The sequence below is a fragment of the Janthinobacterium sp. SUN033 genome (assembly GCF_030397595.1).
In the GTDB taxonomy this organism is placed as follows: Bacteria; Pseudomonadota; Gammaproteobacteria; order Burkholderiales; family Burkholderiaceae_D; genus Janthinobacterium; species Janthinobacterium kumbetense.
In genome coordinates, this window is record NZ_JAPQNV010000003.1 from 448,173 (window position 1) to 466,000 (window position 17,828).

Here is a 17,828-nt window from a genome sequence, read left to right on the forward strand (position 1 = left end):
TTCACTCTGCAAATACCCTTTTTCGTCTATGAGCAACTTTTCATAGGGGCGGTTTCCGCACCGCATTTACACGCTCAATTCGGCGCGACAATTACAGCCACTTTGCCAAGCGCGCCAGCACGGTGTCGCGGCCGAAAATCACCACCACCTGGTCGATGGCCGGCGTCTGCAGCTGGCCCGTCAAGATCAAACGCAAAGGCATGGCCAGCAGCGGCATCTTGATGGTGTTCGCGGCCAGCACTTCCTTGATCATGGCGGCGACGGCTTCCTTGCTCCACTCCACCGTGGCGATACGCTCGGCAAACTGCGCCAGCACGGGCTTGATGGCATCCGTGATGTGCTGCGCGGCCAGTTCCGCTTCCGGCTGCGGTTCGCGGAAGAACAGCATCGAGGCGGCAGCCAGCTCATTGACGGTGTTGGCGCGCTCTTTCATCATGCCCAGCACTTGCGCCAGGTCCGGCGCGCCTTCGAAGACGGCGCCGGCGGCGACCATTTGCGGATGCGCCAGGTCGGCCAGGCGCGTATTGTCGGCCTGCTTGATATAGTGGTTGTTCAGCCAGGCCAGTTTTTCATTATTGAACTGGGCCGCCGATTTCGACAGGTGGTTCAGGTTGAACCACTCGCAGAATTGCTCGGTCGAGAACACTTCATCGTCGCCATGACTCCAGCCCAGGCGCGCCAGGTAGTTCAGCATCGCTTCCGGCAGGAAGCCCTGCGCCGGGTAATCCATCACGCTGACGGCGCCATGGCGCTTCGACAGCTTCTCGCCATCCGCGCCCAGGATCATCGGCAAGTGGCCGTACAGCGGCAACGGTGCGCCGATGGCGCGCAGGATGTTGATCTGGCGCGGAGTGTTGTTGACATGGTCGTCGCCGCGGATCACGTGGGTGATCTGCATGTCCCAGTCATCGACGGCCACGCAGAAGTTGTACGTCGGCGTGCCGTCCGGGCGGGCGATCACCAGGTCGTCCAGCTCGCGGTTGGAAATCGTGATCGTGCCCTTGACCACATCGTCCCACGTCACGTCGCCGTCGAGCGGGTTCTTGAAACGCACGACGGGCTTGCGGTCGGCCGGCACGGCCGGCAGGGTCTTGCCAGACTCCGGACGCCAGGTGCCGTCGTAGCGCGGCTTTTCACCGGCGGCGCGCATGCGCTCGCGCATCGCTTCGACTTCTTCCGGCGACGAGTAGCAGTGATATGCCGTGCCTTCGACCAGCATCTGCGCCACCACTTCGCGGTAGCGGTCCATGCGCTGCATCTGGTAGAACGGGCCTTCATCGTGGTCCAGGCCCAGCCACTTCATGCCTTCGATGATGGCTTGCACGGCTTCCGGCGTGGAACGCTCCACGTCCGTGTCTTCGATGCGCAGCACGAAGGTGCCGCCGAAGTGGCGGGCATACGCCCAGCTGTACAAAGCGGTGCGGGCGCCGCCCAGGTGCAGATAGCCGGTCGGGCTGGGAGCGAAACGGGTGCGGACAGGAGTAGCGGTTGTGGTCATCGAAGTAATCAGGCTTGAATAAGTAAAACGCCATTTTACTCTGTTGACCGCCGCCGCTCCACAAGCACCGTCACAGCTGCAGCAAGCGCCTTTTCACCTCCGCCGCCTGCGCATGCAACGCCTGCTCGAACAGGGCGACGAGTTGCGACAGGGGCCGGTGCAGGGGCTTGACCAGATTCACCGTAAATGGCAGGGAAACGCCGAAGCGGCGGATCTGCAAGCCCTGCCCCGCATAATCGAGGGCCGTGAGCGGATTGACGATGGCCAAGCCCACGCCTTCGCGCACCATCGCGCACACGGAGGCAGCGCTGTGCGTGTCGAGCGCCATGCGCCGCTCCACGCCCGCCTGCGCGAAGATGGCGTCGATCTGCTGGCGGTAGGGGTCGACGGCGGCCAGGCTGATGAAAGGCTGGCCCGCGAAGTCCGCCGGCTGCAGCACGGCCTTGCCGGCGAGCGCATGGCCGTCGGGCAGCACGCACACTTCATCGACGGACATCAAGGTATCGAGCGCCGTGCCCGGCGGCGCATTGCCCACTTCCGTCAGGCCGATATCGTGGCGCTGCGCCGACAGCCACTCTTCCAGCAGCGGCGACTCCTGCGGCGTGATGCTGATGCTCACCTTGGGAAAATCGGCGACGAAACGCTTGCACGCCTGCGGCAGCAGCGACTGGGAAAACACGGGCAGACAGGCGATCGACAGCTGCCCCTGGTCGAACTGGCGCAAGGCCGCCGCCGTGCTGACGATGCGCTCCAGGCCGAAATACGCGCGCTGCACTTCCTCGAACAGCTGCAGCGCCTGGGCCGTGGGACGCAGCCGCCCCCGCTCGCGCTCGAACAGGGTCAGGCCCGTCAAGTGTTCCAAGCGCGCCAGCTCGCGGCTGACGGTGGGCTGCGACGTATGCAGCATGGCGGCGGCGGCCGTCACGCTGCCCGTCGTCATGATGGCGCGGAAGACCTCGATATGGCGCAGGGAGATAGTCATGGTCATATCATAAATGAATAAGGTAACCCCAAATAGATATTTTATAGTCGAAGCACAATCGGCCATCATGCGCTATCTCCTCATTCCACCGAAAGCACACGATGAAGCCCGTCACCGACCAGACCCTCGCCCAACTCGCCCAGGAACACGGCACGCCCCTGTGGGTGTATGACGCGGCCACCATCCGCGCGCGCATCGCGCAGCTGGCGCAGTTCGACACGGTGCGCTTCGCGCAAAAGGCCAATTCGAACATCCACCTGCTCACCCTGATGCGCGAAGCGGGCGTGCACGTGGACGCCGTCTCGCTGGGCGAGATCGAGCGCGCGCTGCAGGCAGGCTTTGCGCCGGCGCAAACGAATGGCGCCGCCGGCGTGGTCTTTACCTGCGACCTGTTCGACCGCGCCACCCTGGCGCGCGTGGCGGCGGCGAAGATCGAAGTCAATTGCGGCTCCGTCGACATGCTGCGCCAGCTGGGCCCAGTGTCGGCCGGCCACCGCGTCTGGCTGCGCATCAATCCGGGCTACGGCCATGGCCACAGCAACAAGACCAATACGGGCGGCGAAAACAGCAAGCATGGCATCTGGCACGAAGAGCTGCCGGAGGCACTGGCCGTCATCCGCGCACATGGTTTGCACCTGGTGGGCCTGCACATGCACATCGGCTCGGGCGTCGACTACAGCCACCTGGAAACCGTCTGCGGCACCATGGTCGACCTGGTGAAAAACATGGGCCACGACATCGAAGCCATTTCCACGGGCGGCGGCCTGTCCGTACCCTATCGCGAAGGCGAGCAGCCGGTCGACACGGACCACTACTTCCAGCTATGGGATGCGGCGCGCAAGCAGATCGAGGCGCACCTGGGCCATCGCGTGCACCTGGAAATCGAACCGGGCCGCTTCCTCGTGGCCGACGCGGGCTTGCTGGTGGCCGAAGTGCGCGCCACCAAGCAAATGGGCGGCAACCACTTCACCTTGCTCGATACGGGTTTCAATGAACTGATGCGCCCTGCCATGTACGGCAGCTACCATGAAATGTCGGTCATCGCGCATGACGGCCGCGCACTGGACATGCAGCGCGCTACCGTCGTCGGCGGCCCCCTGTGCGAATCGGGCGACGTCTTCACCCAGCGCGACAGCGGCGTGGTCGAAACACGCCTCCTGCCGGCCGCGCAGGTGGGCGATTACGTCGTCTTCGAAGGCGCGGGCGCGTATGGCGCGTCGATGTCGTCGAACTACAACAGCCGTCCCCATGCGGCCGAATTCCTGGTCGACGGAGAACAATCCCGCCTGATCCGCCGCCGCCAGACGGTGGCCGAACTGATCGCGCTGGAACAGTTGTAACACCTCGCCCCGTGCGGGCATGCGCATCTGCTAACATCGGGGCAACCCGATGAAAGCCCGCCATGCCCGCCCAAGCACTTCCCTTCCGCAGCGCCACCCGGCTACTGCCACTGCTGCTGTCCGCCGTCCTCGCCGGCTGCGTCTCGCTGCCTTCGCTGGAAGGCCGCGTGGCATCCAGCGTCATCGCCGACACAAAGCACACCCAACTGGCCACGGCCATTGCGCCCATGGTGGCGCAGCATCCCGGCGTGTCCGGCATTTACCCGCTCGCCGATGGACGCGACGCCTTTGCCGCGCGCGCCCTGCTGGCCGCCGCCGCCCAGCGCAGCCTGGACGTGCAGTACTACATCTGGCACAAGGACATCACGGGCACCCTGCTGTTCGACGCCCTGCGCCAGGCGGCCGAGCGGGGCGTGCGCGTGCGCCTGCTGCTCGACGATAACAACACGGCGGGCCTGGACCAGACCCTGGCGATGCTGGGCAAACAGCACAACCTGGAAATCCGCCTGTTCAATCCCTTCGTGCCCCGCGCGCCGCGCGCGCTGGCCTTTGCCACCGATTTTTCCCGCCTCAACCGGCGCATGCACAACAAATCGTTTACGGCCGATAACCAGGCCACCATCGTCGGCGGGCGCAATGTGGGCGACGAATATTTTGGCGCGGCCGGCGACGTGCTGTTTGCCGACCTGGACGTGCTGGCCGTCGGCCCCGTCGTCGACGACGTTTCGCGCGATTTCGACCGCTACTGGAACAGCGCCTCGGCCTACCCGGCCAGCCTGCTGCTGACCAGCCCTGTCGAGGGCGACGCGGCCACCATCGCCGCCGAAGCGGACCGCATCGACGACACCAAGGCGGCCGAGGAATACGTGCAGGCGCTGCGCACCTCGCCCTTCGTCAGACAAATGATGGAGCGCACCCTGCCCTTCGAATGGGCCAGGACGCGCATGGTCAGCGACGACCCGGCCAAAGTGCTGGACAAGGCCAGGCCAGGCACGGGCGTGGCGGACAACCTGAAAAACCTGCTGGGCGTGCCGGAAAAGGAAGTGGACCTGGTGTCGCCATATTTCGTGCCCGGCAAAGCCGGCACCCAGGCCTTCGCCGACCTGACAAGAAAAGGCGTCGGCGTGCGCATCCTGACGAATGCGCTGGAAGCGACCGACGTGGCGGCCGTGCATGCCGGCTATGCGAAGTGGAGAAAACCGCTGCTGGAAGCTGGTGTGCTGCTGTACGAGTCGCGCCGCTCGTGGGAAGCCGGCGATGCGCGCGCACAGCCGGGCCGCTTCGGCAGCTCCGCATCGAGCCTGCATGCGAAGACCTTTGCCGTCGACGACCGGCGCATCTTTGTCGGCTCGTTCAACTTCGACCCGCGCTCGATCGAATTGAACACGGAAATGGGCCTCGTCATCGACAGCCCCGCGCTGGCCAGCCAGCTGGGGCAAGCCATGCGCACCACCATCCCGCAGCGCGCCTACCAGGTACTCCTGGGCGACGACGGCGCGCTGTACTGGATCGCCCGCGACGCCAGCGGCGCCACCACGCGCTACGACACGGAGCCGGGCACCAGCGTGTGGAAGCGTCTGGGGGTGGCGATTCTGTCGGTGCTGCCGATAGACTGGCTGTTGTAAACGGTCTAGCGCACCGCTTCCATCAAAATCCTCCCCTCCGACGCCGACGGCTGGCGTATGCGCAGCAGGTGCGCCAGGGTCGGCGCGATATCGACCACTTCCGCATACTGGCCATAGGCGCCCGGCTTGATCCAGCGGGGGCCGAACACCATCAGCGGCACGTTGGTGTCATACGTGTAAGGCGTGCCGTGCGAAGTGCCGCCCGCGCCCTTGCCGAAGTACCAGGCCGGCTTTGTCACGACCATCAGGTCGCCCGACAGCTGGCGGTTCCAGGCGCGGCGCATCAGGGTGTCCATGCGCGTGGCGACGGCTCCCGTTTCCATCTGCGTGCGCGTATAGACTTGCGCCAGACCGTCCTGCTGCAGCAGGAAGCGGGCCGCCGCGTCTTCCAGGGCGGCGCGATTGACGCCGCCCTTCTCCGCCAGCGCGTAATCGAGGTAGATATTCGGCAGCGACGACGTCGTCACCAGCTTGTCGATGCCCAGGTTAGTCGCCAGGTGCTGGTTCAAGGCATCGACCAGTTTGGCGCCATCGATGCGTTTGGCCGAGAAGCCGCGCGTTTCGGCAAATTCCGGCACGTTGGCAAAACCATGGTCGGCCGTCAGCACCACCAGCACGTTGTCCATGCCGACTTTTTTATCGAGGTCGGCAAAGAAGCCGGCCAGCATGCGGTCCAGGCGCTGCAGGTGGTCGTGCGACATCTTGCTTTCCGGGCCGTAGGCGTGATTCACATAATCGTGCGCGGACAGGCTCACGCCCAGGATATCGGGCACGCCGGCCGGGTTGTGGCCCAGGTTTTCGCCATCGATGGCAGCGCGAGCGAATTCCAGGGTCAGTTCATCGAGGAAGGGACCGGCCTTCAAGCGGCTGTAGTACTCGCCATCGAGCTTGCCGCTGTCGCTGTAATAGGCGAACGGGAAGGTGTTGCGCGTACCCGGCTTGGCCGGCACCAGATCATCGCGGGCATCGCGCGCATAGGCGGAATCGGCCAGCAGCGGCGTCCAGCTCTTGCCATAATAACGGTCTTGCGGTTTGGCGGCCTGGTAGCGCTGCACCCATTGCGGATGCTGCTGCATATAATAGGTGCTGCTGGCGAAATTGCCCGTCTTTTCCATGTACATATACGCCGTACCCGTTTTCCCGGCCAGCAGGATGGCGCCCCGGTCCTTGCCCGACACCGTGACGACCTTCGCCTTGTCGCCCGTGGAATAGCGCAACTCGTCGCCCAGGGTGCTCACGCGCAGCTTGGTCGGCGCCGTGCCGTCGTCGGGCTGCGTGTCTTCGCCGATGTAATGGAAATTGCCATCCTCGGTGCAGTACACGGATTTTTTCGTGACGGGATCGATCCAGTTATTGCCGATCACGCCATGCTGGTAAGGATAGGCGCCCGACAGCACGGCCGAGTGGCCGATGGCCGTGACCGTGATGCCATGCGCCTGATGCGCATCGCTGAACCACGCGCCCTGCTCCAGCAGGCGGCGGAAACCGCCCTGGCCGAACTGGTCGCGGTAGCGCGTCACCTGCTCTTGCGGCAAGCCGTCCACTACCAGCACCACCACCAGCTTCGGCTGCGCCGCACCGGCAGAAACAGCAGGAACGGCCTTGGCCGCATGCACCTGGCCCGCCGCCACGCCAGCCGCCAGCAGCAGCGCCTGCGCCAGTTGCCGGGAAAGGGAGAAATGTTTCGTCATATCCGCTCATCAAAAGTTAGGCCACCGGCCAGCATACGCCGACTATATGACACAATAATGACAAGAGGCAACAATATGAAAAAGGCCAGGCTCCATCGCTGGAACCCGGCCTTTACTGAAACGGATGAATTTGCCTGGCTTATTTGCCTGGCTTACTTGACCGTCACCTTGATGCTTTTGCTCAACTCCGGCCCATACGACTGGTGCGCGCCGTTGGCGAACTGCATCGTCAGGGTGTACTGGCCCGGCGGCAAGGTGACATCCGTTTCCGTCTGTCCTTTGCCGAAGTGCAAATGTTTATCGTCCATGGGTATCATCTCGCCCGCCTTCATCGGCCCCATATTGATGAGCAGATGATGGTGGCCCGTCTTGGCCGTCATGTCGCCGGCCGGCTTGACGTCCATGCCGCTGACGGCAAATTTCACTTTGAACGGGCTGCTCACTGTCGCGCCATCGACGGGCTCGACGAACGAAACGGATTGCGCAAACGCGCTGGCGGCCAACAGGCTGCCGGCGATCACGGCTGCGGCTTGGCGCAGGAATACGGTGGTCAATTGCATGATGTCTCCTCTTGTTTAATAACAACACGGACTGCATGAAACCATATTCCTGCTGACAATGGCGCGTGGCAGCGCCAAGCCCAACGTTTAATCGTTCTTGATGACGATCGACGGGAACTTGCTCGTCATATCCTTCGCCTTTTCCGCCACCTTGATCGCGATGGTGCGGGCGATCTGCTTGTAGATGACGGCGACGGGGCCTTCCGGCTCGGCCACGACGGTCGGCGTGCCGGAATCCGTCTGCTGGCGGATCGCCATGGTCAGCGGCAAGGCGCCGAGGAATTCCACGCCGAAGTCCGCGCACATCTTCGCGCCGCCGCCGGCGCCGAAGATTTCTTCCGCATGGCCGCAGTTCGAGCAAATGTGCGTGCTCATGTTTTCCACCACGCCAAGGATAGGAATGCCGACTTTCTCGAACATTTTCAAGCCCTTGCGCGCGTCCAGCAGCGCGATGTCCTGCGGCGTCGTGACGATGACGGCGCCCGTGACGGGCACTTTCTGCGACAGCGTCAACTGGATGTCGCCCGTGCCTGGCGGCATGTCGACGATCAGGTAATCGAGGTCGCGCCAGTTGGTCTGGTCCAGCAATTGCTGCAAGGCTTGCGTGACCATCGGGCCGCGCCACACCATCGGTTCGTCCGGATCGATCATGAAGCCGATCGACGACACTTGCAGGCCGTGATTTTCCATCGGTTCCATGCTCTTGCCATCGAGGGTCTTCGGCTGGCCGCTGATGCCCAGCATCATCGGCTGCGACGGGCCATAGATATCGGCGTCCAGCATGCCGACGGTGGCGCCTTCGGCCGCCAGGGCCAGGGCCAGGTTGACGGCCGTGGTCGATTTGCCAACGCCGCCCTTGCCGGAAGCGACGGCGATGATGTTTTTCACGTTGCTCATCGGCTTCAAGCCGCGCTGCACCGTGTGCGAAATGATTTTCGACGACACGCCCACGCTGACGTTGCCCACGCCCGGCAGCACGCGCAGGGCGGCCAGCACGGATTTGCGGATCAGGTCGATCTGACTTTTGGCGGGGTAACCCAGTTCGATGTCGAGCGAAATGTCATCGCCATCGACCTTCAGATTCTTGACGGTTTTGCTGGAAACGAAATCTTTATGTGTATTTGGATCAATAACCTGGGCCAACGCGGCCTTGACGTCTTCTACTGTGATGCTCATGTAAATCTCCGTGTGTACTACATATGTGCAATACGCGCAGTCTAGCGCAAATTTGCATGGCGCGATGGCGGCAAAAGCATCACTTGCCAGCGCTGCATCTGCTCATATTGCCTTTCCGCTGTTAAAATGACCTATTATCCATCCCAAAAGTGCATCAATCATGACTCGCAAGCTGTTCGTCACCACTGCCCTGCCTTACGCAAACGCCGCTTTTCACATTGGCCACATCATGGAATACATCCAGGCCGATATCTGGGTCCGGTTCCAGCGAATGCAACGCGATGGCGCAGCCGGCCGTGAAGTGCACTTTGTGGGCGCCGACGATACGCATGGCACGCCCATTATGATCGCCGCCGAAAAGGAAGGCATTACGCCGCAGCAATTCGTCGCCAACATCGCGGCCGGCCGCGCCCAGTACCTCGATGGCTTCCATATCGCCTTCGACAACTGGTATTCGACCGATTCGCCGGAAAACGTTGATCTGTCGCAATCGATCTACCGCAAGCTGCGCGATACGGGCCTGATCGTCACGAAAACCGTCGACCGCTTCTTCGATCCGGTCAAGGGCATGTTCCTGGCCGACCGCAACATCAAGGGCGAATGCCCGAAATGCGGCGCCAAGAACCAGTACGGCGACAATTGCGAAGTGTGCGGCGCGGCTTACCAGCCGACCGACCTGGTCAACCCGTTCTCGGTCTTCACCAACGCGACGCCCGTGATGAAGCCGTCGGAACAGTATTTCTTCAAGCTGTCCGACCCGCGCTGCTTCGAATTCCTCAAGGATTGGCTCAACACGCCAGGCCGCTTGCAGCCTGAAATGGTCAACAAGGTCAGCGAATGGCTGGGCGAAGCGGGCGAAAAGCTGGCCGACTGGGATATCTCGCGCGATGCGCCCTATTTCGGCATCCCGATTCCCGATGCGCCGGGCAAGTTCTTCTATGTGTGGATGGACGCGCCGGTCGGCTACCTGGCCAGCCTGAAAAACTATTGCGACAAGAAAGGCCTCGATTTCGACGCCCTGCTGAACGATCCTGCCACGGAACAAATCCACTTCATCGGCAAGGACATCGTTTCCTTCCATTTGCTGTTCTGGCCCGCCATGCTGAAATTCGCCGGCCACCCGGTGATCGACAAACTGAAAGTCAATGTGCACGGCTTCCTGACAGTCAACAATGAAAAGATGTCGAAGTCGCGCGGCACGGGCATCTCGCCGCTGCGCTACCTGGACCTGGGCATGAACCCGGAATGGCTGCGCTACTACATCGCCTTCAAGCTGAACTCGAAAGTGGAAGACCTGGACTTCAACGGCGACGACTTCGTGGCCCGCGTGAACAGCGACCTGATCGGCAAATACGTGAACATCGCCAGCCGTTGTGCCGGCTTCATCGCCAAGCGTTTCGACGGCAAACTGGCATCGACGCTGTCGGAAGGCGCGCAAAGCTGGATCAACCGCGCGCTGACGGTGGACGCCAACGGCGTCATCGTCGAGCGCCAGGCCAGCATCGCCGCGCACTTCGAGAACCGCGAATTCGGCAAGGCCTTGCGCGAGATCATGGAAATCGCCGACATCACCAACCAGTACGTCGATGAAAACAAGCCGTGGATCCTCGCCAAGGATGCGGACAAGACAGCCGAACTGCACGACGTGTGCACGACGGCCCTGATCCTGTTCCGCCAGTTGACGATCCTGCTGTCGCCGGTCTTGCCGGGCGTGGCCAAGAACGTGGCCTCGTTCCTCAACGACGAGCAATTCACCTGGGCCGATACGCAAGTGTTCGGCGACGCCGTCTCGAACAGCATGCTGGGCCGTACCATCGGCGCCTACAGCCACTTGATGACGCGCATGGATGCAAAGATGATCGAAGCGCTGTTTGACGCACCGCAAGCTGCCGCCATCGCGGCGCCGGCTGGCGATGCCGCGAACGACGCCGCAGCGGTCGCTGAAACACCGGCCTCCGCCATCGAGGAACTGGCGCCTGAGATCAAGATCGACGACTTCCTCAAGGTCGACCTGCGCATCGCGAAAATCGTCAACTGCGAACTGGTCGACGGCTCCGACAAGCTGCTGCGCCTGACCCTGGACGCGGGCGAAGGCCGCTTGCGCAATGTCTTCTCCGGCATCCGTTCGGCCTACCAGCCGGAAGAGCTGGTCGGCAAGCTGACGGTGCTGGTGGCCAACCTGGCGCCGCGCAAGATGAAGTTCGGCATTTCCGAAGGCATGGTCATGGCCGCATCAAGCGCCGACGAGAAGGCGAATCCGGGCATCTACATCCTGAACCCTTGGCCAGGCGCCGAACCTGGCATGCGCATCCGCTAAGCCCGCACAAGGACCGATGATGAATATCGTGGTGCGCGAAGCAACGAATGCCGATGCACAACTGATGGCCGAGCTGACCCGCGCTGCGTGGGCCGGCAAGGTGGCGGCCTCGTCCAGTGGACACCACGAGACGGCGCAGCAGGTGGAAGAGCAATTGCGCCACGGCGGCGGTTTTCTGTTGCTGATCGACGACATTCCAGCCGGCTCGCTGCGCTGGATGCCGCTCGACAGCGATCCCGCCATCTGGAAGATTTCACGCATGGGCGTGCTGCCCGCCTACCGGGGCAGCCACGTTTCGCAACATTTGCTGGAAGCCATCATTCATCACGGCCTGTCGTGCCAGGCGGAGGAATTGCGCCTGGCCGTGCGGCGCGACCAGCGCAAGCTGATCGATTTTTATGCGGCCTTCGAATTCGACCTGGCCGAAGAACTGGAATATTCGCACGCCAACCCCGCCGAACCGGCGCCGATGGTGATGCGGCGTTTGTTGCGTTATTGATTTTTAGCAATTTCGCCCCGGACTTGCCGATACAACAACCCGCCAGGCGGCACGGCGCGGTAAAATACGGCCGGCTGACCTTACCTATAAGACACTCAGAAGAGAATATGAAACTGCCTGCAAAACACAACAACTACGTATCCGACCACACCTTGTTCATCGCTGAACTGAAGGCCAAGAATCCTGGCATGGAAGCGGGCCAGCAAGCGGGCCGCGCCCTGCTGTGGGACAAGCCGGCCGTCAGCATCGATGAGCAGGAGCGCCAGCTGGCGTCGGCCGTCAAGCAACAGGCTTACGTTTACCAGAACAAGAACTAAGATCTGGAACCGGCACGATGTTGCCTGAAGAGTCTGCAGTCACGCCGGAAGCCGACGCTTCCGGTGCTGGCGCAGTCATCGAGTCGCCCGAACCCGCCGCTGGCGGCGACGGCAGCGGCGACCCTGCAGCATCCGCCACGGCAGTAACGGACGCGGCGCCCGCCGCCGACCCGCTGGGCATCGCCCGCCTGTATGGCGAGCCGATGATGCGCATGCCGACGGATTTGTACATTCCGCCGGACGCGCTGGAAATCTTCCTCGAAGCCTTCGAAGGCCCGCTCGACTTGCTGCTCTACCTGATCCGCAAGCAAAATTTCAATATTCTCGATATCCCGATGGCGCAGGTGACCCTGCAATATCTGAAATATGTCGACCAGATCCGCGTGCGCAACCTGGAACTGGCGGCCGAGTATTTGTTGATGGCGGCCATGTTGATCGAGATCAAGTCGCGCATGCTCTTGCCTTCGCGCAAGAGCGACGTCGAGGAAGATGGCGGCGATCCCCGTGCCGAACTGGTGCGCCGCCTGCTCGAGTACGAACAGATCAAGCTGGCCGCCTACGACCTGAACGCCATTCCCCAGTTCGAACGCGATTTCGTGCGCACGCAGATTTTCATCGAGCAAAGCCTGACGCCCACCTGGCCCGACGTGGAACCGGTGGACTTGCAGCAGGCGTGGCTCGACGTGCTGAAACGCGCCAAACTGACCCAGCATCACCGCATCAGCCGCCAGGAACTGTCCGTGCGCGAGCACATGTCGAGCATCCTGCGCCACTTGCAATCGTCGCGCTTCGTCGAATTCAGCGAGCTGTTCGACATTGCCGGCGGCGTGCCCGTGGTGGTGGTCAACTTCGTGGCCCTGCTGGAACTGGCCAAGGAAACCCTGATCGAAATCACACAGGCAGAACCGTTTGCCCCCATCTACGTCCGGCTGGCCTATTCGCCCGCCTGACTCCTTCCCTTTGTCACTGACCACCGTACAACGGGGTTTTAGCGAAAGCAATCCATGAAAATTATTTCCGACATCGAAGAATTGCGCGACCAGCTCAGCGGACAGCTGCGCACGGCGTTCGTCCCCACCATGGGCAACCTGCACGAAGGCCATCTGTCGCTGATGCGCCTGGCGCGCAAGCATGGCGACCCCGTCGTCGCCTCGATCTTCGTGAACCGCCTGCAATTCGGCCCGAACGAAGACTTCGAGAAATATCCGCGCACCATGGCGGCCGACATCGCCAAGCTGGAAAAGGAAGGCGTGTACGTGCTGTTCGCGCCGACGGAAAAGGAACTGTACCCGGAGCCGCAGGAATACCGCGTGCGCCCGCCCGATGACCTGGGCAATACCCTGGAAGGCGAATTCCGTCCCGGCTTCTTCGAAGGCGTGTGCACGGTCGTCACCAAGCTGTTTTCGTGCGTGGGTCCGCGCGTGGCCGTGTTCGGCAAGAAGGATTACCAGCAGTTGATGATCATCCGCAACATGGCGCGCCAGTTCGCGCTGCCGACGGAAATCATCGCCGCCGAGACCTACCGTGCAGACGATGGCTTGGCCTTGTCCTCGCGCAATATGTACCTGTCGGAAAGCGAACGCGCGGAAGCGCCGGAACTGTTCAAGGGCCTCAATTGCGTCGCCGAGGAAGTGCGCAAGGGTAACCTTGCCGTCGGCGAACTGGAACAGGCGGCCATGCAGCTGCTGGACGGCCGCGGCTGGAAATCGGACTACATCGCCGTGCGCAAGCGTGCCAACCTGCAGGCGCCGAACGCCACCGAACTGGCCGCCGGCGAACCGCTGGTGGTGCTGGCCGCCGCCAAGCTGGGCCAGACCCGTTTGATCGACAACCTGGAAATTTAAGCGCCATCTCCAAGCGTCACCTCGACGGGGCCATTCGGTCCCGTTTCTGTTTCTGTTTCTTTTCCTTACTTCTCCATCCCTACCAGCCTGAGTTCGGCAAACAGCGGCCTGTTGCTGCCGCGTGCCGCTTGCAACATGTCATAGCTGGCCGCATCGAGCACGATTTCTTCTCCCGCCCACAGCTTGCGCTGGTTCGCAGGCAGCCTCAGGCTGCGCAGGATGGCCCGCGCCTGGGCCGGATCGGCTGCCAGCAGGCGGATGGCGTGCGCATGGCGCTGCGTACCCGTGAGTATCGGCAAGCCGCCCTGCGGGCCATGCTGGCTCAGGCTGACGTAGTCATGGCCGCCCACGCGGTGCAAATAGGCATGCCGGCCATCGGCTTCGGCTACCGGCTGCGCGGCAGGCTCCTGCATCTCGACCGACGCGACGGGCGCAACGGCCGTTTGTTCCAGGCTCACGCCGCAGGCCGTTAACAGGGCCGTGCCCAGGGCGAAAAATAATACGGGTGCTCGGCGCATCGTGCGCTCCTTCTTGTCGGGGGCGGGGACAAAGGGGAAATACTGCAGCGATCATGGGCCAAATTATTTGACGTGTAAAGTTAACTTTGGGAAATATTTCATTCCTTTGCGCAATTATCTGCAGGCAGCGGGATCTTATCCGTCCGTACCCCGCATGCCTGGGACAATTGTTAATGCAATTTGCACACTGAAATCATCAAACCCATCTTTATCCATCAATCAATAAAGATGACAATGGCTGCACTGGTTCGCAGCGACAACATGCGGGCCTCCCACCACGACAGGAGAACACCCATGAACGCAGCAGCTATACCGGCCAAGGTCGCCATCGTCACGGGCGCTTCGCGCGGCATCGGCGCAGCCATCGCCCGCCGCCTGGCGCGCGACGGCATGCAGGTCGTCGTCAATTACGCCAGCGGCGACATGGCAGCGGAGCAGCTGGTGGCGGCCATCGTGGCCGACGGTGGCGCCGCCATCGCCGTCAAGGCCAACGTCGCCGACGCGGGCGAGGTGCAAGCGCTGTTCGATGCGGCCGAGGCGGCCTACGGCGGCGTCGACGTGCTGGTCAACAATGCCGGCATCATGCCGCCCGCGCTGCCGGCCCTGGCCGACACGGACGACGCCACCTTCGACAGCCTGTTCGCCATCAACGTCAAGGGCAGCTTCAACACCATGCGCCAGGCGGCGACACGCTTGCGCCACGGCGGCAGCGTCGTCAATTTCTCCACCAGCGTGATCGGCCTGGCCCTGCCCGGCTATGCCGTCTACGGCGCCACCAAGGCGGCCATCGAGACGATGACGGCTATCTTTGCCAAGGAATTGCGCGGCAAGAACATCACCGTCAACGCCGTCGCCCCCGGTCCCACGGCCACGGCGCTGTTCTTGAACGGCAAGACGGACGAAACGATACAGCGCATGGGCAAGATGGCGCCATTGGAACGCCTGGGCACGCCGGACGACATCGCCGCCGCCGTGGCCTTTTTGGCAGGGCCGGATGGCCGCTGGGTGAATGGCCAGACCCTGCGCGCGAATGGCGGGCTGGTCTGAGTTTTTTGCGGACGAAAAAAAAACGCTGCCAATTCGCATTGGCAGCGTTTTTCTTGATCGGTATCAAGCCGTGATCAGGCGCCGGCTTTTTCCAGCTTCTCGAAAATCTTGTTCAGCTTTTCATCGAGGGTCGCGGCCGTGAACGGCTTGACGACATAACCGCTGGCGCCAGCCTGGGCGGCGGCGATGATGTTTTCTTTTTTTGCTTCGGCGGTGACCATCAGCACGGGCAGCTTGGCCAGTGCGGGATCGGCACGGATATGCTGCAGCATCGTCAGGCCATCCATGTTTGGCATGTTCCAGTCCGACACGACGAAATCATACGATTCCGCGCGCAGCTTGGCCAGGCCCATCACGCCGTCTTCCGCCTCATCGACGTTGGCATAACCCAGTTCCTTCAACAGATTCCGGACAATGCGGCGCATCGTCGAAAAATCGTCAACGACTAAAAATTTCATCTTTGGATCAGCCATGAATAACTCCGTTGTTTCTGTAGCGGTTTGTTAATAATATCGACATGAATGCCGACATTATGGTCGACACTACGGCAGCAAGTTGTAGGATAGCATTTTCGTTGCTTTTAGGCGAACAAACTTGCCTCAGATCATATAAAACGTGGCTTACACGCGCAAAGCACGCATGCCATGCGCAGCCAGGTGTCCCAGCACCATGCCAGGCAGCGCCGTCAGAGCGCCGACCTCATGCGTAGCACCGACGGCGATCGCCTCGCGCGGCATGCCGAACACCACGCAACTGGCTTCATCCTGCGCAAAATTATACGCTCCTGCAGCCTTCATCTCCAACATGCCTTGTGCGCCATCCTTGCCCATGCCGGTAAGGATCACGCCGACGGCATTTTTACCGGCCGATTGCGCGGCCGAACGGAACAGCACGTCGACGGACGGGCGGTGGCGGTTTACCGGCTCACCCTGGTCGATCTTGGTCATGTAGTTGGCGCCGCTGCGCGTCAGGGTCAGGTGCGAATGGCCGGGCGCGATGTAGGCGTGGCCGGGCAGTACCCGTTCGCCGCCTGCCGCTTCCTGCACCGATATCTTGCACAGCGAATCGAGACGGCGCGCAAACGAGCGCGTAAAGCCTTCCGGCATGTGCTGCGTGATCAGGATGCCGGGACAATCGGACGGCATCTGCATGAGGAATTCGCGGATGGCTTCCGTGCCGCCCGTGGAGGCGCCGACGATGATCAGCTTTTCGCTCGACGTCAACGGGCTGCGCAGCGCAGGCAGCGGCGCGGCCACCTTGTCGCTGGCCGACGGCAGGGTGCGCGCGCGGATGCGCGCCTTCGAGGCGGCGCGGATCTTGTCGGCGATCATGTCCGTGTACTCGCGCATGCCGCTCTGGATGGAAATCTTCGGCTTGGTGACGAAATCGACGGCGCCCAGTTCCAGCGCGCGCATGGTGATTTCCGAACCGCGCTCGGTCAGCGACGACACCATCAATACCGGCATCGGGCGCAAGCGCATCAGTTTTTCCAGGAAGTCGAGGCCATCCATCTTCGGCATCTCGACGTCGAGGGTCAGCACGTCGGGGTTGGTCTGCTTGATCATCTCGCGCGCCACCAGCGGATCGGGCGCAGCGCCCACCACTTCCATGTCGGGCTGGCTGTTCACGATTTCCGTCATCACGCTGCGGATCAAGGCCGAATCATCCACGATCAATACTTTGATCTTCATAGTTATCCTTCCAGGCCTTGCGGCCCTTCTTCTTTATTAAATTAGTACACCGGACAAAATCGCCGCAGGCCGCACGGCGCGACGCGCAGCAGGTTTGGTCTGGTGTTTGTCAGAACAGCTCAACTTCGCCGCCCACCGGCGCGACTTTGAGACGGCTTGCGTAATCGAGTTCGCGGCGCACCAGCGTATCGTTATGCGTCTGCATCAGCTTTTTCACCAGCACCTTGCCGCTGCGGGGGAAAAAATACACCTTGCGCGGGTGGATGTCATTGAGGTCTTCCGCCACCACGCGCATCTTTTCCGCCTTCAGGTAATTGATGACAAAAGCCGCATTGCGTTCACCCACGTTGATCGCCGTGAAGCCGCGCAGCACGGCGCCGCCGCCGAACACTTTCGCTTCCATGTTCTCGCGCCGCGCGCCCGCCTTCAGCAAATCGTTGATCAGGATCTCCATGGCGTAGGTACCGTAGCGCATCGACGCGGAAATCGGGCTATTCGGATCGCTGCCGCCGTCGGGCAGCATGAAGTGGTTCATGCCGCCCAGGCCCGTGACGCGGTCGCGGATGCAGGCCGAGACGCAGGAGCCGAGCACGGTGACGATCAGCATGTCCTTGTTGGTAAAGTAATACTCACCAGGCAAGATCTTGGCGGCGTCACAATTGAACGTCCTGTCGTAATAGACGTTAGTGGCGAATTGCTCTTTGGATTCCAGGCTCATATTTC

At 62.1% G+C, this 17,828-nt stretch carries 17 protein-coding genes; 8 read left to right on the forward strand and 9 right to left on the reverse strand.

Annotation, left to right across the window (positions count from 1 at the left end):
• Positions 1–91: 91 nt before the first annotated feature.
• A complete protein-coding gene (gene gltX / locus OX460_RS15070) occupies positions 92–1,498 on the reverse strand; it encodes a glutamate--tRNA ligase (protein ID WP_289899137.1) in 1,407 nt (468 codons plus the stop codon).
• A gap of 70 nt (positions 1,499–1,568) precedes the next feature.
• Entirely contained in the window at positions 1,569–2,480 is a 912-nt protein-coding gene (locus OX460_RS15075) for a LysR family transcriptional regulator (RefSeq protein ID WP_099668160.1), read from the reverse strand.
• Between the two features lie 101 nt (positions 2,481–2,581).
• On the opposite strand from OX460_RS15075, the gene lysA reads away from it, so the two are divergent.
• Positions 2,582–3,820, forward strand: a complete 1,239-nt coding sequence (gene lysA / locus OX460_RS15080) for a diaminopimelate decarboxylase (RefSeq protein WP_289899138.1) — start codon at positions 2,582–2,584, stop codon at positions 3,818–3,820.
• Between the two features lie 62 nt (positions 3,821–3,882).
• Positions 3,883–5,445 carry a phospholipase D family protein gene (locus tag OX460_RS15085; protein WP_289899139.1) on the forward strand — a complete coding sequence of 521 codons (1,563 nt, stop codon included), beginning with the start codon at positions 3,883–3,885 and terminating at the stop codon, positions 5,443–5,445.
• A gap of 5 nt (positions 5,446–5,450) precedes the next feature.
• Here OX460_RS15085 and OX460_RS15090 read toward each other — a convergent pair whose 3' ends face one another.
• From OX460_RS15090 to apbC, 3 genes are all read right to left on the reverse strand, one after another.
• Positions 5,451–7,136, reverse strand: coding sequence for an alkaline phosphatase family protein (locus tag OX460_RS15090; RefSeq protein ID WP_289899140.1), 1,686 nt, complete (start codon positions 7,134–7,136; stop codon positions 5,451–5,453).
• 152 nt (positions 7,137–7,288) lie between these two features.
• A complete protein-coding gene (locus tag OX460_RS15095) occupies positions 7,289–7,696 on the reverse strand; it encodes a DUF4399 domain-containing protein (RefSeq protein WP_152257152.1) in 408 nt (135 codons plus the stop codon).
• 87 nt (positions 7,697–7,783) lie between these two features.
• Positions 7,784–8,872 carry an iron-sulfur cluster carrier protein ApbC gene (apbC, locus tag OX460_RS15100; protein ID WP_034758315.1) on the reverse strand — a complete coding sequence of 363 codons (1,089 nt, stop codon included), beginning with the start codon at positions 8,870–8,872 and terminating at the stop codon, positions 7,784–7,786.
• A 160-nt stretch (positions 8,873–9,032) separates the two neighbouring features.
• Between apbC and metG the strand changes: the two genes are divergently transcribed.
• The 5 genes from metG (at position 9,033) to panC (ending at position 13,849) form a co-directional block, all read left to right on the forward strand.
• Positions 9,033–11,189: a methionine--tRNA ligase gene (gene metG / locus OX460_RS15105; RefSeq protein ID WP_099664746.1), complete on the forward strand. Its 2,157-nt coding sequence runs from the start codon at positions 9,033–9,035 to the stop codon at positions 11,187–11,189.
• Between the two features lie 19 nt (positions 11,190–11,208).
• Positions 11,209–11,688: a GNAT family N-acetyltransferase gene (locus tag OX460_RS15110; protein WP_034778216.1), complete on the forward strand. Its 480-nt coding sequence runs from the start codon at positions 11,209–11,211 to the stop codon at positions 11,686–11,688.
• Positions 11,689–11,795: 107 nt separating this feature from the next.
• Positions 11,796–12,005 carry a DUF3460 family protein gene (locus tag OX460_RS15115; protein ID WP_034778041.1) on the forward strand — a complete coding sequence of 70 codons (210 nt, stop codon included), beginning with the start codon at positions 11,796–11,798 and terminating at the stop codon, positions 12,003–12,005.
• Positions 12,006–12,022: 17 nt separating this feature from the next.
• On the forward strand, positions 12,023–12,955 hold the full coding sequence (locus OX460_RS15120) for a ScpA family protein (protein ID WP_077402012.1): 933 nt from the start codon (positions 12,023–12,025) through the stop codon (positions 12,953–12,955).
• 54 nt (positions 12,956–13,009) lie between these two features.
• Positions 13,010–13,849 (forward strand): pantoate--beta-alanine ligase, encoded by an 840-nt coding sequence (panC, locus tag OX460_RS15125; protein ID WP_289899141.1) that lies wholly within the window; start codon positions 13,010–13,012, stop codon positions 13,847–13,849.
• A 65-nt stretch (positions 13,850–13,914) separates the two neighbouring features.
• Here the strand turns inward: panC and OX460_RS15130 are convergent, their stop codons facing one another.
• Positions 13,915–14,367 carry a hypothetical protein gene (locus OX460_RS15130; protein WP_289899142.1) on the reverse strand — a complete coding sequence of 151 codons (453 nt, stop codon included), beginning with the start codon at positions 14,365–14,367 and terminating at the stop codon, positions 13,915–13,917.
• A 294-nt stretch (positions 14,368–14,661) separates the two neighbouring features.
• Here OX460_RS15130 and OX460_RS15135 point away from each other — a divergent pair, with 294 nt between their 5' ends.
• On the forward strand, positions 14,662–15,414 hold the full coding sequence (locus OX460_RS15135) for an SDR family oxidoreductase (RefSeq protein ID WP_289899143.1): 753 nt from the start codon (positions 14,662–14,664) through the stop codon (positions 15,412–15,414).
• 74 nt (positions 15,415–15,488) lie between these two features.
• Here OX460_RS15135 and cheY read toward each other — a convergent pair whose 3' ends face one another.
• The 3 genes from cheY to cheD all read right to left on the reverse strand — a co-directional run bounded on the left by cheY (position 15,489) and on the right by cheD (position 17,823).
• On the reverse strand, positions 15,489–15,887 hold the full coding sequence (gene cheY, locus OX460_RS15140) for a chemotaxis response regulator CheY (RefSeq protein ID WP_010396677.1): 399 nt from the start codon (positions 15,885–15,887) through the stop codon (positions 15,489–15,491).
• Positions 15,888–16,034: 147 nt separating this feature from the next.
• Positions 16,035–17,105, reverse strand: a complete 1,071-nt coding sequence (locus OX460_RS15145; protein WP_034778028.1) for a chemotaxis response regulator protein-glutamate methylesterase — start codon at positions 17,103–17,105, stop codon at positions 16,035–16,037.
• Between the two features lie 109 nt (positions 17,106–17,214).
• Positions 17,215–17,823, reverse strand: coding sequence for a chemoreceptor glutamine deamidase CheD (gene cheD / locus OX460_RS15150; protein WP_034758343.1), 609 nt, complete (start codon positions 17,821–17,823; stop codon positions 17,215–17,217).
• Between the last annotated feature and the right edge of the window lie 5 nt (positions 17,824–17,828).

Bases quoted from the DNA above. Each gene is read 5' to 3' on its own strand.
- OX460_RS15120 (WP_077402012.1), top strand. From the start codon at position 12,023: ATGTTGCCTGAAGAGTCTGCAGTCACGCCGGAAGCCGACGCTTCCGGT.
- OX460_RS15095 (WP_152257152.1), bottom strand. From the start codon at position 7,696: ATGCAATTGACCACCGTATTCCTGCGCCAAGCCGCAGCCGTGATCGCC.
- lysA (WP_289899138.1), top strand. From the start codon at position 2,582: ATGAAGCCCGTCACCGACCAGACCCTCGCCCAACTCGCCCAGGAACAC.
- cheY (WP_010396677.1), bottom strand. From the start codon at position 15,887: ATGGCTGATCCAAAGATGAAATTTTTAGTCGTTGACGATTTTTCGACG.
- OX460_RS15145 (WP_034778028.1), bottom strand. From the start codon at position 17,105: ATGAAGATCAAAGTATTGATCGTGGATGATTCGGCCTTGATCCGCAGC.
- metG (WP_099664746.1), top strand. From the start codon at position 9,033: ATGACTCGCAAGCTGTTCGTCACCACTGCCCTGCCTTACGCAAACGCC.
- OX460_RS15110 (WP_034778216.1), top strand. From the start codon at position 11,209: ATGAATATCGTGGTGCGCGAAGCAACGAATGCCGATGCACAACTGATG.
- OX460_RS15075 (WP_099668160.1), bottom strand. From the start codon at position 2,480: ATGACTATCTCCCTGCGCCATATCGAGGTCTTCCGCGCCATCATGACG.
- gltX (WP_289899137.1), bottom strand. From the start codon at position 1,498: ATGACCACAACCGCTACTCCTGTCCGCACCCGTTTCGCTCCCAGCCCG.
- apbC (WP_034758315.1), bottom strand. From the start codon at position 8,872: ATGAGCATCACAGTAGAAGACGTCAAGGCCGCGTTGGCCCAGGTTATT.
- OX460_RS15135 (WP_289899143.1), top strand. From the start codon at position 14,662: ATGAACGCAGCAGCTATACCGGCCAAGGTCGCCATCGTCACGGGCGCT.
- cheD (WP_034758343.1), bottom strand. From the start codon at position 17,823: ATGAGCCTGGAATCCAAAGAGCAATTCGCCACTAACGTCTATTACGAC.
- panC (WP_289899141.1), top strand. From the start codon at position 13,010: ATGAAAATTATTTCCGACATCGAAGAATTGCGCGACCAGCTCAGCGGA.
- OX460_RS15115 (WP_034778041.1), top strand. From the start codon at position 11,796: ATGAAACTGCCTGCAAAACACAACAACTACGTATCCGACCACACCTTG.
- OX460_RS15085 (WP_289899139.1), top strand. From the start codon at position 3,883: ATGCCCGCCCAAGCACTTCCCTTCCGCAGCGCCACCCGGCTACTGCCA.
- OX460_RS15130 (WP_289899142.1), bottom strand. From the start codon at position 14,367: ATGCGCCGAGCACCCGTATTATTTTTCGCCCTGGGCACGGCCCTGTTA.
- OX460_RS15090 (WP_289899140.1), bottom strand. From the start codon at position 7,136: ATGACGAAACATTTCTCCCTTTCCCGGCAACTGGCGCAGGCGCTGCTG.